General features: G+C 73.4%; 15 protein-coding genes. 5 read left to right on the forward strand and 10 right to left on the reverse strand.

Annotated elements, in window-relative coordinates; translation table 11 throughout:
* The first annotated feature begins 1 nt into the window (after window position 1).
* Window positions 2–787 (forward strand): enoyl-CoA hydratase/isomerase family protein, encoded by a 786-nt coding sequence (locus EV188_RS09465; RefSeq protein WP_133825968.1) that lies wholly within the window; start codon window positions 2–4, stop codon window positions 785–787.
* A gap of 65 nt (window positions 788–852) precedes the next feature.
* Window positions 853–1,491, forward strand: coding sequence for an NAD(P)-dependent oxidoreductase (locus EV188_RS09470; RefSeq protein WP_133825969.1), 639 nt, complete (start codon window positions 853–855; stop codon window positions 1,489–1,491).
* Between the two features lie 4 nt (window positions 1,492–1,495).
* Here the strand turns inward: EV188_RS09470 and EV188_RS09475 are convergent, their stop codons facing one another.
* From EV188_RS09475 to EV188_RS09495, 5 genes are all read right to left on the reverse strand, one after another.
* Window positions 1,496–1,861, reverse strand: a complete 366-nt coding sequence (locus EV188_RS09475; protein WP_133825970.1) for a hypothetical protein — start codon at window positions 1,859–1,861, stop codon at window positions 1,496–1,498.
* A gap of 124 nt (window positions 1,862–1,985) precedes the next feature.
* Window positions 1,986–2,357, reverse strand: a complete 372-nt coding sequence (locus EV188_RS09480) for a hypothetical protein (RefSeq protein ID WP_133825971.1) — start codon at window positions 2,355–2,357, stop codon at window positions 1,986–1,988.
* 17 nt (window positions 2,358–2,374) lie between these two features.
* The gene (locus EV188_RS09485; RefSeq protein WP_133825972.1) at window positions 2,375–3,004 is read right to left on the reverse strand and encodes an SRPBCC family protein; all 630 of its coding nucleotides are present in this window, start codon (window positions 3,002–3,004) and stop codon (window positions 2,375–2,377) included.
* 25 nt (window positions 3,005–3,029) lie between these two features.
* On the reverse strand, window positions 3,030–4,013 hold the full coding sequence (meaB, locus tag EV188_RS09490) for a methylmalonyl Co-A mutase-associated GTPase MeaB (protein WP_133825973.1): 984 nt from the start codon (window positions 4,011–4,013) through the stop codon (window positions 3,030–3,032).
* A 142-nt stretch (window positions 4,014–4,155) separates the two neighbouring features.
* Window positions 4,156–4,311, reverse strand: coding sequence for a type II toxin-antitoxin system Phd/YefM family antitoxin (locus EV188_RS09495; RefSeq protein ID WP_208114085.1), 156 nt, complete (start codon window positions 4,309–4,311; stop codon window positions 4,156–4,158).
* A 161-nt stretch (window positions 4,312–4,472) separates the two neighbouring features.
* Between EV188_RS09495 and EV188_RS09500 the strand changes: the two genes are divergently transcribed.
* On the forward strand, window positions 4,473–5,780 hold the full coding sequence (locus EV188_RS09500; RefSeq protein ID WP_133825975.1) for a Fic family protein: 1,308 nt from the start codon (window positions 4,473–4,475) through the stop codon (window positions 5,778–5,780).
* A gap of 11 nt (window positions 5,781–5,791) precedes the next feature.
* Here EV188_RS09500 and scpA read toward each other — a convergent pair whose 3' ends face one another.
* The 3 genes from scpA to EV188_RS09515 form a co-directional block, all read right to left on the reverse strand.
* On the reverse strand, window positions 5,792–7,999 hold the full coding sequence (gene scpA, locus EV188_RS09505) for a methylmalonyl-CoA mutase (RefSeq protein WP_133825976.1): 2,208 nt from the start codon (window positions 7,997–7,999) through the stop codon (window positions 5,792–5,794).
* Window positions 7,996–9,870 carry a methylmalonyl-CoA mutase family protein gene (locus EV188_RS09510; RefSeq protein ID WP_133825977.1) on the reverse strand — a complete coding sequence of 625 codons (1,875 nt, stop codon included), beginning with the start codon at window positions 9,868–9,870 and terminating at the stop codon, window positions 7,996–7,998. The genes scpA and EV188_RS09510 overlap by 4 nt, the downstream gene beginning before the upstream one ends.
* 133 nt (window positions 9,871–10,003) lie before the next feature.
* Window positions 10,004–10,579 carry a helix-turn-helix domain-containing protein gene (locus EV188_RS09515; RefSeq protein ID WP_133825978.1) on the reverse strand — a complete coding sequence of 192 codons (576 nt, stop codon included), beginning with the start codon at window positions 10,577–10,579 and terminating at the stop codon, window positions 10,004–10,006.
* Window positions 10,580–10,628: 49 nt separating this feature from the next.
* Here EV188_RS09515 and EV188_RS09520 point away from each other — a divergent pair, with 49 nt between their 5' ends.
* A complete protein-coding gene (locus EV188_RS09520) occupies window positions 10,629–11,594 on the forward strand; it encodes an NAD(P)/FAD-dependent oxidoreductase (RefSeq protein WP_133825979.1) in 966 nt (321 codons plus the stop codon).
* Window positions 11,591–12,226, forward strand: a complete 636-nt coding sequence (locus tag EV188_RS09525) for an SAM-dependent methyltransferase (protein WP_133825980.1) — start codon at window positions 11,591–11,593, stop codon at window positions 12,224–12,226. The genes EV188_RS09520 and EV188_RS09525 overlap by 4 nt, the downstream gene beginning before the upstream one ends.
* Window positions 12,227–12,266: 40 nt before the next feature.
* Here the strand turns inward: EV188_RS09525 and EV188_RS09530 are convergent, their stop codons facing one another.
* Together EV188_RS09530 and EV188_RS09535 are read right to left on the reverse strand one after the other, a co-directional pair.
* Window positions 12,267–13,694, reverse strand: a complete 1,428-nt coding sequence (locus EV188_RS09530; protein WP_133825981.1) for an acyl-CoA synthetase — start codon at window positions 13,692–13,694, stop codon at window positions 12,267–12,269.
* Window positions 13,695–13,732: 38 nt separating this feature from the next.
* Window positions 13,733–14,425 carry a TetR/AcrR family transcriptional regulator gene (locus tag EV188_RS09535; RefSeq protein WP_133825982.1) on the reverse strand — a complete coding sequence of 231 codons (693 nt, stop codon included), beginning with the start codon at window positions 14,423–14,425 and terminating at the stop codon, window positions 13,733–13,735.
* Window positions 14,426–14,427: the final 2 nt, after the last annotated feature.

Raw genomic sequence — 14,427 nt, forward strand, 5'->3', positions numbered from 1 at the left:
CGTGCGCACGGAGAACGGCCTCGTCGTCGAGGTCGCCGACCGGGTCGCGACGGTGACCCTGGACCGGCCCGAGCGTCTCAACGCGCTCTCGACCGGTCTCCAGCGCGACCTCGTCGCCGCGTTCGACGGGTTCGCCGACGACCCCGACGTCTGGGTCGTCGTCCTCACCGGCGCCGGGGAGCGGGCGTTCTGCGCGGGGGTCGACCTGCGGGAGATCCGCGAGAACGACACCGCCTCGGACAGAGGTCTGCGACCGATGGGCGGCGTGTCTCGCAACGTCTTCGAGACCGTCCTCGAGTGCCCGCGGCCGACGATCGCCGCGATCAACGGCTGGGCCCTCGGCGGCGGCTTCGAGCTCGCCCTGGCGTGCGACATCCGGCTGGTCGCCGACCACGCCCGCGTCGGTCTCCCCGAGGCCAAGCGGGGCATGGGCGCGAACTTCGGCGCCCACCTCGTGAGCCGCATGCTCCCGCCCGGCATCGCCTACGAGATCCTCTACACCGGCGACGACATCGCCCCCGACGACGCCGCCCGCTGGGGCCTGGTCAACCGCGTCGTCCCGGGCGCCGAGCTCGCCGGCGATGCGGCATCGCTGGCGTCGCGCATCGCCGCCAACGCCCCGCTGACCGTGCGTCGCTACAAGGCCGCGCTGGGCAAGGGCGCCTCGCTGCCCCTGTCGGCGGCGCTGCGCCTCGACGTCGGCCCGGACCCGTACACCAGCGAGGACCGCGTCGAGGGCGTCGCGGCGTTCGTCGAGAAGCGGGACCCGGTCTGGCGCGCGCGCTGACCCGTGTGATCCAGCCGTGTGATCTGGACGACGCGCGGGGACGCGCACAGCGGGTACTCGGCCGTGTGGACGTCACCGTGTTCGGCGGCACCGGCAAGATCGGCCGCCTCGTCGTGGAACGCCTGCTCGACGAGGGTCACGAGGTCACCGCGCTGGTGCGCTCGCCCGAGAAGCTGACCATCGAGGACCCGCATCTCGACGTCGTCGTCGCCGAGCTGGACGACGCGCCGGCGATCCGGAAGGTCGTCGACGGCGCCGACGCCGTGATCAGCGCCCTCGGTCCCGCGATCGACCCGTTCCTGCGCGCCGGTCCCCTGACCGACGCGACGCGGACGATCGTCGACGCCATGCACGAGTCCGGCGTGCGGCGACTGATCGCCCTCGGGACCGTCAGCGTCCCCGACCCCCGCGACCGCCCGAGCGTGATCGAGCGCCTCGTCCCGGTCGGGATCGGGCTGCTGATCCCGGGCGCGCTGAAGGAGGTCCAGGGGATCAGCGAGGTCGTCGCGACCTCGGGCCTGGACTGGACGCTGGCCCGGATGACGGCCCCGGTCGACATCCCCTCGAACGGCACGCAGCGCGCCGGGTTCCTCGGCCGCGACGACGTCGGGACCCCGATGGCGCGCGTCGACGTCGCGGCGTTCCTCGTCGATCAGCTCACCGACGAGCGCTTCATCGGCGCGGCGCCGGCCATCAGCAACTAGTCGCTCACCCGCGCCCCCGGAAGTCCTCCTCGAGGGTCTGTTCCCGCTGACGCCTGCGTGCGCGCTCCAGCGCCAGCGCCGTCAGCCCGTACACCCCGCCGAGGACCAGCAGGAAGATCCCGATCCGGACGACGACCAGCTGGACCCCGGCGAGGCCGAGGTCCGCGCTCGCCACCAGGGTCAGCAGGCCCAGGGCGAACAGGTAGTAGAGGGTGACCAGCAGGTAGTTCAGCGAGGCCGAGAGCGACCGGTCCCCGTAGACCTCCGCGAGGAAGTCGCGGGCGATCCGGCGCAGGAGCACGCCCACCACCACCGTGATGACGATGCCGACGACCACCGTCGTCACGAAGCTCGCCGTCGAGACCCCCATCGGTGACCGCCCTCGTTGGTCCGGTGCGCGATGGGTCCGGCAGCGACGTGGGGCCTCAGAGCGCGCGGCGTACCGATCGGGCTACCCGGACCCGGTCCGCCACCAACCCGGGGCCGCTCGGTCGCTAGCCGCGCTTCTCGTCCCCGTCCGACGAGGACGACCGCGACCCCGGCACGACCTGCGACTCCAGGCGCGCCCAGGTCGCGCTCCACTCCGCCAGCGGCACGAGCAGGCGCTGCAACACCTGGAGCTGCTCGTCGAAGGCCGCGAGCTGGCTCTGCATGGCGGCGACGGCGTCGCGCTGCGCCTGGATCGCCGTGCGCATCGCCCCGAGCTGCGCCGCCGACATCGCGCCCGGGTGCGTCGCGACCTCGGGCAGCGCCGGCAGCTCGCTGAGCGGCGCACCGGCCGCGCGGACCACGTTCTCGGCCATGCCGCGCAGGCCGCTGATGACACCCCACAGCGGGTTCTGCCCGCCCGACGGCTCCTCGCTCATGCCCGGTGGATACCCGTTCAGACCTCCGCGCCCGTGTAGAACGCGACCGTGCGGTCGGCGCGGGCCTCGGCCTCCCCGCGCTCCATGCCGGACGCGACGCTCGCCTCGGCCCACGCGCGTCCGCTGCCGAGGACGAACAGCCGCCCCTCGTCGGACGCCGACCACTCCTCCGCCTGCTCGGGCGTGACGCCGGCGCCGGTCCCGAGGTGCAGGCCCAGCCCCAGCAGCCCGAGGTCCCACCCGATCCCCGCGGCGCCCGGGCCGTAGATGCGCCAGTGGTCGTCGTCGACGTGCGCGATGTGGGTCAGTGTGAAGCGCGCGCCGTCGCCGTCGGGGGTCAGCCGCACCTCGATCCAGCTGACCCCGCCCCCGAACTCCCACGTCGCGTCGAAGCCGCTCGGCGGGTCGCAGGCGGTGACGGTGCCGCCGGCGTTGCCCTCGAGCTGGTACTGCCCGCCGAGGCGCAGCTCGCCGCTGACCGGCAGGAACCAGCGGCCGATGCGGTCGGCCTCGGTGCACGCGGACCAGAGGTCGGCGACGTCGGTGGGGAACGCGCGGCTCAGGGTGACGACCGCGGCCTCCCCGGCCTCGAGGGTGCGGGAGCCGACGGTGCGGCGGGTCGCCGCGATCTCGTGGTGGACGTCCATGCCTATGAGTATTGACTGATATAAGTCAAGACTCAAGAAAGGAGTCGAGAATCCTGTCGGCCGCCAGGGCCGGGGTCAGCTCGCCCGCCTCGACCTCGCGCTCCAGCTCGCCGCGCATCCCCTTGACCTCCGGGTGGTCCTTGAGCCGGCCCAGCAGCCGGTCGCGCACCATCTGCCAGGTCCAGTCGACCTGCTGGCGCGCCCGCTTCGCGGCCAGCCCGCCCTCGGACTCGAGGTGCTCCTGGTGGCGCACGAGCGCCGACCACACGTCGTCGAGGCCGGTCTTCTCGGCGGCGCTGCAGGTCAGCACCGGCACCTTCCACGTCTCGCGCTCACCGCGGAGCATCGCGAGCGCCTGCTCGAGCTCGCGCGCGGCGCGCTTGGCCTCGCGCGCGTGCGGCCCGTCCGCCTTGTTCACGGCGATGACGTCGGCGATCTCGAGGATGCCGCGCTTGATGCCCTGCAGCGAGTCGCCGGTGCGCGCGAGGGTCAGGAAGAGGAACGAGTCGACCATCTGCGCGACGGTCGTCTCGGACTGCCCGACGCCGACGGTCTCGACGATGACGACGTCGTAACCCGCCGCCTCCATCACGACCATCGTCTCGCGGGTGGCCTTGGCGACGCCGCCGAGCGTCCCGGCGGTCGGCGAGGGCCGGATGAACGCGTCGTCGTCGGTCGCCAGCTCGTTCATGCGCGTCTTGTCGCCGAGGATCGAGCCGCCGGACTTCGTCGAGCTCGGGTCGACCGCGAGCACCGCGACCTTCGACCCGGCCGCCGTGAGCGTCGAGCCCAGCGCGCCGATGAACGTCGACTTCCCGACCCCGGGCACCCCGGAGATGCCGATCCGCCGCGCCCCGCCGGCGTGCGGGAGCAGCTCGACGAGCAGCTCCTGGGCGGCCTCGCGGTGGTCGGGACGCGACGACTCGACCAGCGTGATCGCGCGCCCGATCCAGAGCCGCGAGCCGGACCGGACGCCGTCGACGTACTTCTCGATGTCGATGTCGCTCACGTCGTCTGTCCGGTATCCGCGTAGGACATGATCGGTGATTCTACGGTCACGGGAGCGCCACCCGGAGTCGTCGTGCTCGACGCCGCTGCTCTGATCGATCGCATCCGACGCCTTCGGCCCCTGGACGACACGGATCAGCTCATCAGGCGGAGGGAGGCTCCGACGAACCACGAGGCAACACGAGACGAGCAACCGGCCTGCCGTCGCGGGCGATGACGAACTCCTCGCCTGTCGCGACACGGTCGAGCAGCTCGTCGAGTCGCTCCTGCGCCTCGTCCACGCCGATCCGCTCGGTCACGACGTCAATCTAGCGACTGAGCCTGATGGTCGGGACCATCTCAGGCCTGCCCCGAGCAGCCTGAACAGGACGGTATCCGGCAAGCCTTGACGTCGGCGCCGTCCGTTAAACTTTAGTTGCCAAACCTGAGTCGGCGTGTGTGTGAGCAAGGGTTGAGACCTATGGCTACATGGCTGGACCAGCGGTGGGAACCGGCCCTCGGCGCGCCGGGGAGCCGTGATCGCCGGGGCGGAATCTTCCACGCCTACCGCCCGGACGAGCTCGCCGACCGACCGATCTCACTGCCCCCACCCCTCGGGCGACGGGCGAACCAGGTCGAGCGGGCCATCGCCGATCTCGTCGCCGGTCCCGAGATCGGCGCGTTGGAGGGGTTGGCCCGCTTCCTCCTGCGCTCGGAAGCGATCGCCTCGTCCCGGATCGAGGGCCTCCAGGTCTCGGCGCGGCAGGTCGCCCTCGCCGAGCTCGCCGAAGGAGAGGGGCTAGGTCGAGGTGGCTTCACCAGCACCGCGCAGCTCGTCGCGAACAACGTGACAGTCCTCCGCGCCGCGGCGTCGAGCCTGGTCGAGGCGGACGTCGTCAGCGTGGACGGCATCGAGGATCTCCATCGCGCGCTCCTTCCGGACGAGCAACTGCACGGAGTGCGGAGTGCCCAGAACTGGATCGGAGGGAGCGCCTGGAATCCACTCGAAGCCGACTTCGTGCCTCCCCCTGCCCGCTTGGTCCAAGGGCTCATGGAGGACCTCACGGACTACGTGGACAACGCGACGGCCGGGCCGCTCGTCCACGCAGCGCTCGTCCACGCCCAGTTCGAGACCATCCATCCGTTCGTCGACGGCAACGGTCGGGTCGGTCGAGCCCTCATCCACACGGTCCTCACTCGACGGGGCTTGACGCAGGGCTCGGTCCTCCCGGTCAGTCTCGTCCTCCTCACCCGGTCCGAGGACTACATCCGCGGATTGGCCGCCTTTCGCCACACCGGTTCGCCGACGAGTCGAGCCGCCAACGACGGACTCGCCGCATGGGTGGAGCTGTTCGTCGAAGCCGCCTCGACCGCGGTCGACCAGGCTCGGACGTTCGCGGATCAGCTCCGCTCCCTGACCTCTGAGTGGGAAGAACGGTTGAGCACCGCGCGAGTCGAACGCGGAGTGCGCGAGAAGCCGCGCAGTGGATCGGGGGTCGCCCGTCTCCTGGAGCTCCTGCCCGGGACGCCGATCATGACGACGAAGACCGTGCAGCGTCTCCTCGGGGACATCTCGTTCCCACCGGCTCGTGCCGCCTTGGAGGAGCTGGCCGAGGCAGGGATCGTCGTCCGCCAGCAGCTCGACGGGCGCACAACCGGCTACCTCGCGACCGAGGTCTTCGACCTGCTGACGATTGCCGAACGACGGCTCGCCAGCACCCGATGGGACACCCGAGAGTCAGCGCCGGCTCGCCCGGTCCCGGCCCGCCCTCAGCGCGGGCGGAGCTGACCGCAGCGCCGTCAGGACGCCCCGTGCCCCAGGCGCTCGGTCAGCGTCTCCAGCAGCTGCGTCGCCGCCTCCGCGATCACCGTGCCCGGCCCGAAGATCGCGCTGGCGCCGTTGTCCAGGAGCTCCTGGTGGTCGCCGGGCGGGATGACGCCGCCGGCGACGATGAGGATCTCCTCCGCGCCGGTCTCCTTCAGCTCGTCCCGCAACGACGGGACCAGCGACAGGTGCCCGGCCGCGAGCGACGAGACGCCGACGACGTGCACGTCGGCCTCGACGGCCTGGCGGGCGACCTCGGCCGGCGTCTGGAACAGCGGGCCCACGTCGACGTCGAAGCCGAGGTCGGCGAACGCGGTGGCGATGACCTTCTGCCCGCGGTCGTGGCCGTCCTGGCCCATCTTCGCGACGAGGATGCGGGGCCGGCGGCCCTCGGCCTCCTCGAAGCGCTGGGCCGCGGCGCGCGCCTGCTCGACGGCGGAGTTCTCGCCCACCTCGTCACGGTAGACCCCGGAGATCGTCCGGACGTCCGAGCGGTGCCGGCCGTAGACCTCCTCGAGCGCGTCGGAGATCTCGCCGACGCTCGCCTTGGCCCGCGCGGCGTCGATGGCGAGCTTGAGCAGGTTGCCGTCCAGCCCGCTCTCGCGCGTCCCCTCGGACGCGGCGCGCGCGGCGTTGGTCAGGGCCTCGAGCGAGGACCGGACCGCGTCGCCGTCGCGGTCGTCGCGCAGCTGCTGCAGGCGCTCGACCTGCTGGCGCAGCACGTCCTTGTTGTCGACCTTGAGGACGTCGACCTCCTCGCCGGAGGTCAGCGGGTACTTGTTGACGCCGATCAGCGGCTGGCGCCCGGAGTCGATGCGCGCCTGGGTGCGCGCGGCCGCCTCCTCGATGCGCATCTTCGGCAGGCCCTCATCGATCGCCTGCGCCATGCCGCCGGTGGACTCGACCTCCTGGATGTGGGCCCAGGCGCGCTCGGCGAGCTGGCGGGTCAGGCGCTCGACGTACGCCGAGCCGCCCCACGGGTCGACGGTGCGCGTCGTGCCCGACTCCTGCTGCAGCAGCAGCTGGGTGTTGCGGGCGATGCGCGCGGAGAAGTCGGTCGGCAGCGCCAGCGCCTCGTCGAGGGCGTTGGTGTGCAGCGACTGGGTGTGGCCCTGGGTGGCGGCCATCGCCTCGACGCAGGTGCGGACGACGTTGTTGTAGACGTCCTGCGCGGTCAGCGACCAGCCGGAGGTCTGCGAGTGCGTGCGCAGGCTCAAGGACTTCGGGTTCTTCGCGCCGAACGCGTGGACGAGCTTGGCCCACAGCAGGCGCGCCGCGCGTAGCTTGGCGATCTCCATGAAGTAGTTCATGCCGATGCCCCAGAAGAACGAGAGGCGCGGCGCGAACTTGTCGACGTCGAGGCCGGCGTTGCTCCCGGCTCGCAGGTACTCCACCCCGTCGGCCAGCGTGTAGGCCAGCTCCAGGTCGGCCGAGGCTCCGGCCTCCTGGATGTGGTAGCCGGAGATGGAGATCGAGTTGAACTTCGGCATCTTCTCGCTGGTGTAGCTGAAGATGTCCGAGATGATCTGCATCGACGGCTTCGGCGGGTAGATGTAGGTGTTGCGGACCATGAACTCCTTGAGGATGTCGTTCTGGATGGTCCCGGCCAGCTGCTCCGGCGACACCCCCTGCTCCTCGGCGGCGGCGACGTAGAGCGCCATCACCGGGAGCACGGCCCCGTTCATGGTCATCGACACCGACATGCGGTCCAGCGGGATGCCGTCGAACAGCTGGCGCATGTCGAGGATCGAGTCGATCGACACCCCGGCCATGCCGACGTCGCCGGACACCCGGGGGTTGTCGGAGTCGTAGCCGCGGTGCGTGGGCAGGTCGAACGCGACAGACAGGCCCTTCTGCCCGGCGGCGAGGTTGCGCCGATAGAACGCGTTCGACTCCGCGGCCGTGGAGAACCCGGCGTACTGGCGCACGGTCCACGGCTGCGTCACGTACATCGTCGGGTACGGCCCGCGCAGGTAGGGCGTGACGCCCGGGTAGGTGCGCAGGAAGTCGAGGCCCTCGAGGTCGGCCTGCGTGTAGAGCGGCTTGACCCCGATGCCCTCGGGGGTCTCCCAGACGAGGTCCTCGGCGCCCTTGCCGGTGGCCTCCTCGAGGGCGGCCTCCCAGTCGCGGGACGTGGCCTCGGGCGTGCCCAGCTCGACGTCGCCGAAGTTCGGGATGCTCATCGGACCTCCAGAGCCTCGAGGGTGTCGCGGAGGACGCCCGCGGCGTCGCACCCGGCGTAGAGCGTGGCATCGACGCCCTCGACGTCCTTCTTCCCCGCCAGCAGGATGCGCGTCGCCCCGGCCTCGCGCAGGGCGGCCGCGACGTCGGCGGCGTGCTGGTCGTAGAGCTTGTCCGACGACGCGATCACCGCGACCGGCGTCCCGGAGCCGCGGAAGGCCTCGGCGATCTCCTGCGCGTCGGTGCCGCCCGGGCCCTCGACGGTGGCGACGCCGCCGGCGCCGAACAGGTTCGTCGTGAACGAGACGCGGGCGGTGTACTCGGCGAGCTTGCCGACGGTGGCGAGGAAGACGGTCGGGCGCTCCTCGGCGGCGTCGGCGCGGTCGCGCAGCTCCTCGAAGACCTGGGCGTAGCGCCGGCGGGGCAGGCCGCCCTCGTGGTCGGCGTCCGGGAACGGGTCGCGCGTCGGGAGCACCTCGGCGAGGTTCGGGAACTCGCTGACGCCGGTGATCGGGTCCTTGCGCCGGGCGATGCGCGTCGCGCGCTGCTCCCACGTCGCGTCGAGGCGGGCGAGCAGGCTCCCGTCGTCGAGGACGGCCTCGATCCCGCCGTCGCGCTCGATGCGCGTGAACTCCTCCCACGCGGCGTGGGCCAGCGCGTCGGTGAGCGACTCGACGTACCAGGAGCCGCCTGCCGGATCGATGACGTGGGCGAGGTGCGACTCCTCGAGCAGCAGTGCCTGGGTGTTGCGCGCCAGGCGCCGGGCGGCCTCGTCGGGGCGGCCCAGCTCGCTGTCGAAGGGCAGCACGGTGACGGCGCCCGCCCCGCCGAGCCCGGCGCCGACGGCCGCGACGGTGGTGCGCAGCATGTTCACCCACGGGTCGCGGCGGGTGACCATCGCCGGGCTCGTGACGGCGTGCTGGTGCATGGCGCGGGCGCTCTCGGAGGCGCCGCTGACGCTCCCGATGCGCTCCCAGCAGCGGCGCGCGGCGCGGAGCTTGGCGAGCGTGGCGAACTGGTCGGCGGTGGCGGCGACGCGGAACTCGATGCGCGCGAAGGCCTCGTCGGTGGTGAGCCCTGCGTGCGTCAGGACCCGCAGCGCGTGCACCCCGGCGGCCAGGGCGGCCCCGAGCTCCTGGGCGTCGCTGCCGCCGGCGCGGTGGTAGGGCAGGGCGTCGGCGACGACCGTGCGCAGGTCGGGGTGGCTCTGGGCGGCGGCCTTGGCGTGCTCGAGGAGGCCGTTCTCGTACGCCTCGTCCAGCGCCGGCCCGCCCTGCGTGCGGTCGAGCAGCGGGTCGTAGCCGAGCGACCCGCCGATGGCCCCGGACCCGGCCTGCTCGGCGAACCGCAGCAGCGCGGCGGCGGCGTCCGGGGTGTCGCGACCGGCCTCGAGGGCGATCGGCGCGAGGTCGACGAACACGCCGTCGAGCAGGGTCGGCAGCGCGTCGACGGGCGGGCCGCCGGCGTCACCGAGCACGAGCCAGAGCGACGAGACGCCGTTCTCCAGCTCGGCCATGAGGACGTCGTGGGCGTCCTCGAGGTTCGCGTCGCGCGCGAAGGCGTGGCGCTGGCGCACCAGCCACCCGTCGGCGACCTGGCCCTCCGGCCGCGCGCCGCGCACGAACGGCGGCAGCCCGGGCACGCCGGTGTCCACGTCCGGCGCGTCCTCCGCGGCGTAGAGCCCGGCGATCGTGATGTCGTCGTCGGTGATCGTCGCGATCGCCGCCTCGGCCTCCTCCGGGGAGACCTCGCGGCCCGACTTCGCCAGCACCCCGGCGACCAGCTCGCGCCACTGCTCGCGCGTCGGGGCGTCGAACTCCCCCGCCAGGGTGAGCTCCTCCGGCGCCTCGTCGTCCAGCTCCGCCGATGTCATGCGCGGATCGTAGAACGGTCAGCACGCACCGTTTCTCCACCGTGCGACAGGCCACCGGTGTGAGCGAGCGGAATCGTTCGAGATGGGCTGCGCCCACGTGAGTGGTATGGGTCGCCAGGGCCGCCCATTCCACTCACCTGGGCGGAGCCCCTCGCATGTGCACGCGCTCGCCCTGGCGTCCGAACAGCGCCAGCACCTCGACGGGACCGTCGCCCGTGCTGCCGAGCCAGTGCGGACGGCGGGTGTCGATCTCGGTGGCCTCGCCCGGGCGCAGGACGAGGTCGTCGTCGCCGTTGATCACGCGCAGCCGCCCGGCGAGGACGTAGACCCACTCCCAGCCCAGGTGGGTGGGCAGCTCGGCGGGCGGGGTTCTCCGCGCCGGGGAGAACACGAACTTGTACGCCGCGGGCTGGCCGGGGCTGCGCGACAGCCGGTACATGACCGTGTCCTCGGTGCGCGAGACCGGTTCGTCGCGGGCCGGTGTCGCCTCGCGGATCCCGATCAGCTCGTCGATGCCGGTGCCGTAGACCGTCGCCAGCGGCAGGAGCAGCTCGAGGGTGGCGCGCCGCCCGCCGTGCTCGAGGCGCGAGAGGGTGCTGGTGGAGATCCCGGTGCGCTCGGAGAGCTCGGCGAGGCCGAGCCCCTCGCGGCGGCGGCGGGTCGCGAGGCGGGCGCCCAGGTCGTCGAGCACGTCGGTCACGCTTGCCATCCTGGCAAGAATCCTCGCCGCGCGCCGGGCCGCGGAGCACGGTGGGGACATGACCGACGAACCCCTCGACACCCTCGTCATCGGGGGCGGCGCGGCCGGCCTGTCCGGCGCCCTGACCCTCGCCCGATCCCGCCGCTCGGTGCTCGTCCTCGACGCCGGCGAGCCCCGCAACGCCCCCGCCGACGGCGTGCACGCGTTCCTCACCCGCGACGGCCTGCCGCCCGCCGAGCTGGTGCGCCTCGGGCGCGCCGAGGTCGAGTCGTACGGCGGCCACATCCGGTCCGGGCGCGCCGTGGCCGCCCGTCGTGCCGGCGACCTGTTCGCCGTCGACACCGCCGCCGGCGACACGCTGCACGCGCGCCGGCTGCTCGTCGCCACCGGGCTCGTCGACGAGCTGCCCGACCTGCCCGGCGTCCGCGAGCTGTGGGGCCACGACGTGCTGCACTGCCCGTACTGCCACGGCTGGGAGGTGCGCGACCGGGCCGTCGCGGTGCTCGGCACCGGACCGAACGCCCTCCACCAGGTGAAGCTCTTCTCCCAGCTCACCGACGATCTCGTCTACCTGCGCCACCAGGCTCCCCCGCTCACCGCCGAGGAGGCGGAGCAGCTCGCGGCGCTGGACGTCGCCGTGATCGACGAGGAGGTGACCGGCCTCGAGATCGCCGACGGTCGCCTGGTCGGCGCGCGCCTCGCCGACGGCCGGGTCGTCGCCCGCCAGGCGCTCGTCGTCGGACCGCGCTTCGTCGCCCGCAGCGCGGTGCTCGAGGACCTCGGTGTCCAGGTCCTCGACCACCCCATCGGTGGGCGCTACGTCGCCACCGTCGACGCCACCGGGCTGACCGAGGCGCCGGGCGTCTGGGTCGCGGGCAATGTCAGCAACCTGTCCGCGCAGGTCGTCGCCGCGGCCGCGGAGGGCACCCTCGCGGGCGCGCGCATCAACGCCGACCTCGTCGAGGAGGACATCGCGCGAGCCGTCGCGCGTCACCGGGCCGGTCAGGACGAGGGAGCCGCATGAGCACGCACGACCAGTTCACCGCCGCGTTCTGGGACGAGCGCTACCGGAGCTCCGAGAAGATCTGGAGCGGCGAGCCCAACGCCGTGCTGGTCCAGGAGATCGCCGACCTCGCGCCCGGCACGGCGCTCGACGTCGGCAGCGGCGAGGGCGGCGACGCCGTGTGGCTCGCCGCGCGCGGGTGGCGGGTCACGGCGATCGACGTCTCGCAGGTCGGCCTCGACCGGGTCGCGGCGCGCGCCGCCGCCGAGGGCCTCGCCGAGCGGGTGACGACGGCGCGGGTCGACGTCCTCCACGACCCGGTCCCCGGGACGTACGACCTCGTCACCGCGCACTTCATGCAGCTGTGGACCGACGTGCGCGCGCCGATCTTCGCGGGGCTCGCCGGCGCCGTGGCCCCGGGCGGGCGGCTGCTGCTCGTCGGGCACGACCCGGAGGGCATGCCCGAGGAGTTCGCGCACCACCACCCGCCGGAGTTCTTCGCGACCGCCGACCAGCTCGTCGCCGAGCTCGGGGACGCCCTGGCCGGCTGGACGATCGAGGTCGCCGAGCGCCGCGCACGCACCGGCGTCCAGCCCGACGGGCGCCCGGGCTTCCCGTACGACGCCGTCCTGCGCGCTCGCCGTCCCATGTGAGCGGTTTCCGGCCCTATAGGGGCAGAAACCGCTCACATACCTAGAGCCGGGCCTTCTGGACCTTGCCCATCGCGTTGCGGGGCAGGGCGTCGACGACGCGGACCTCGCGGGGGCGCTTGTGGGCGGAGAGGCGGTCGGCGACGAAGGCGATGACCTCGTCGGGGTCGATCGGGTCGCCGCTGACCACGACGTGGGCGACGATCCGCTGGCCCAGGTCGTCGTCGGGCTCGCCGACCACCGCCGCCTCGCTGATGCCCACGTGCTCGAGCAGCGCGGTCTCGATCTCGCCGGCGCCGACGCGGTAGCCGCCGGTCTTGATCAGGTCCACACTGCGCCGCCCGACGATCCGGTGGTAGCCGCCGGCGTCGATCACCGCGGCGTCGCCGGTGCGGAACCACCCGTCGTCGGTCCAGGTCGCGGCGGTCGCCTCGGGCCGGCCGAGGTAGCCGGTGAAGAGGCCGGGGCCCTGGAGCTGGAGCTCGCCGATCGTCTCGCCGTCGTGCGGGAGCAGCTCGCCCTCGTTCTCCTCGTCGGTCGACACGATGCGCGTCGAGACGCCGGCGACGGGCTGCCCGACCCAGCCCGGGCGGCGCTCACCGTCCGCCCGGACCGACAGGGTGATCATGGTCTCGCTCATCCCGTACCGCTCGACCGGCGCCTGGCCGGTGAGCTCCCGCACGCGCTCGAACACGGGCACGGGCAGCGGGGCGCTCCCGGAGACGAGCAGGCGCGCCGGGCGCAGGGCCCCGGCGGAGTCCGGGTCGGCGGCGATGCGCGACCAGATCGTCGGCACCCCGAACAGCAGGGTGGCGCCGTGGTCGCGGACGGCGGCCGCGTAGAGCTCGGGCTTCGGGCGCCCGACGTGGACCAGCCGCGACCCGATCCGCAGCGCGCCGAACACCCCGAGACCGAGCCCGTGCACGTGGAACAGGGGCAGGCCGTGGGCGAGCGTGTCGTCCGCGGTCCAGTCCCAGGCGTCGGCGAGCCCGTCGAGCCCGGCGGCCATCGCGGCCCGGGAGAGCAGCACGCCCTTGGGCGCGCCGGTGGTCCCCGACGTGTAGAGGATCAGCGCGGGCCCGTCGTTCGGGGCCTCGCGGGTCTGGTCGCCGCTGCGCTGCCGGAGGTCGACCTTGCGCACGGGCAGCGTGACCTCGGGCGGCCGCTCGCCGATCCAGAGCGACGCGCCGGAGTCGGTGAGCACGTGGCCGCGCTCGCCGGGCCCGGTGTCGGGCGGCACCGGGACGACGGGCACGCCGGCGAGCAGGGCGCCGACCATCGCGACGACGGTCTGCGCGGTCGGCTCGGCGAGCACCGCGACCGGGCCCTCGTCGGGACGCTCGACGATCTGGTCGGCGACGACGGCCGCCGCGCCGAGCAGTTCGGGACCGGTCATCGCGACGTCGCCGACCCGGATCGCCTCGGGGTCGTCGAGCGCCCCGTCGAGCAGCGCCGCCAGCAGGGTCGTCATGGCGCCCATCATGGGCACCTCGGACCGGCGGCGCGCGCCTACCCCGGGGTCCGGCTCTGCGCGAGCAGCCCGTCGACGATCACCCGCAGCTTCCACGCGTCGCGCTCGTCGCCCCCGCCGGCGGTCAGCAGACCGCGCAGGGCGGTGATCGTCGGGAACGCGGCGGGGTCGAGCCCGGCGTAGACCGCGTCGAGGCGCCCGACGAAGTCCGCGCCCATCGCCTCCTCGGTGGCCCGTGTCTCCCGCTGCGCCCGGTTCCACGCCGCCTGTTCGAGCGCCGCGGAGGCGATGTACTGGACGAGCAGGTCGATCGCCCAGGCGCACGCCGCGTCGTCGACCCCGCCCTCGCGCAGCAGGCGCAGCATCTCCTCGTTGAGGCGCAGGAAGTGCGGGCCGAGCGGGACCGCCGCGATCGCGGCCGTCGCGAGGTCGTTGTGCGCGGCGAGCGCGGCGACGGTGCGGGTGACCAGGAGCTCGAGGCGGGCACGCCAGTCGCCCGCGGTCGGCACCTCGACGTCGGCCAGCGCGAGGTCGTGGGCGGCCGCCATGAGCTCGCGACGGTCGGCGACGTAGACGTAGAGCGACGCCGGCCCCGTCTCGAGCGCCGTGGCGACCCGGCGCATGCTCGCCGCCTCGAACCCGACCTCGTCCACGACGTCCAGCGCCGCGGCCACGACGGCCTCGCGGCTCAGCGCGGCCTTCGCGGGGCGGGTGCGCGGGCTGACGGGCATCA

It is taken from the genome of Actinomycetospora succinea, from assembly GCF_004363095.1.
Lineage (GTDB): Bacteria > Actinomycetota > Actinomycetes > Mycobacteriales > Pseudonocardiaceae > Actinomycetospora > Actinomycetospora succinea.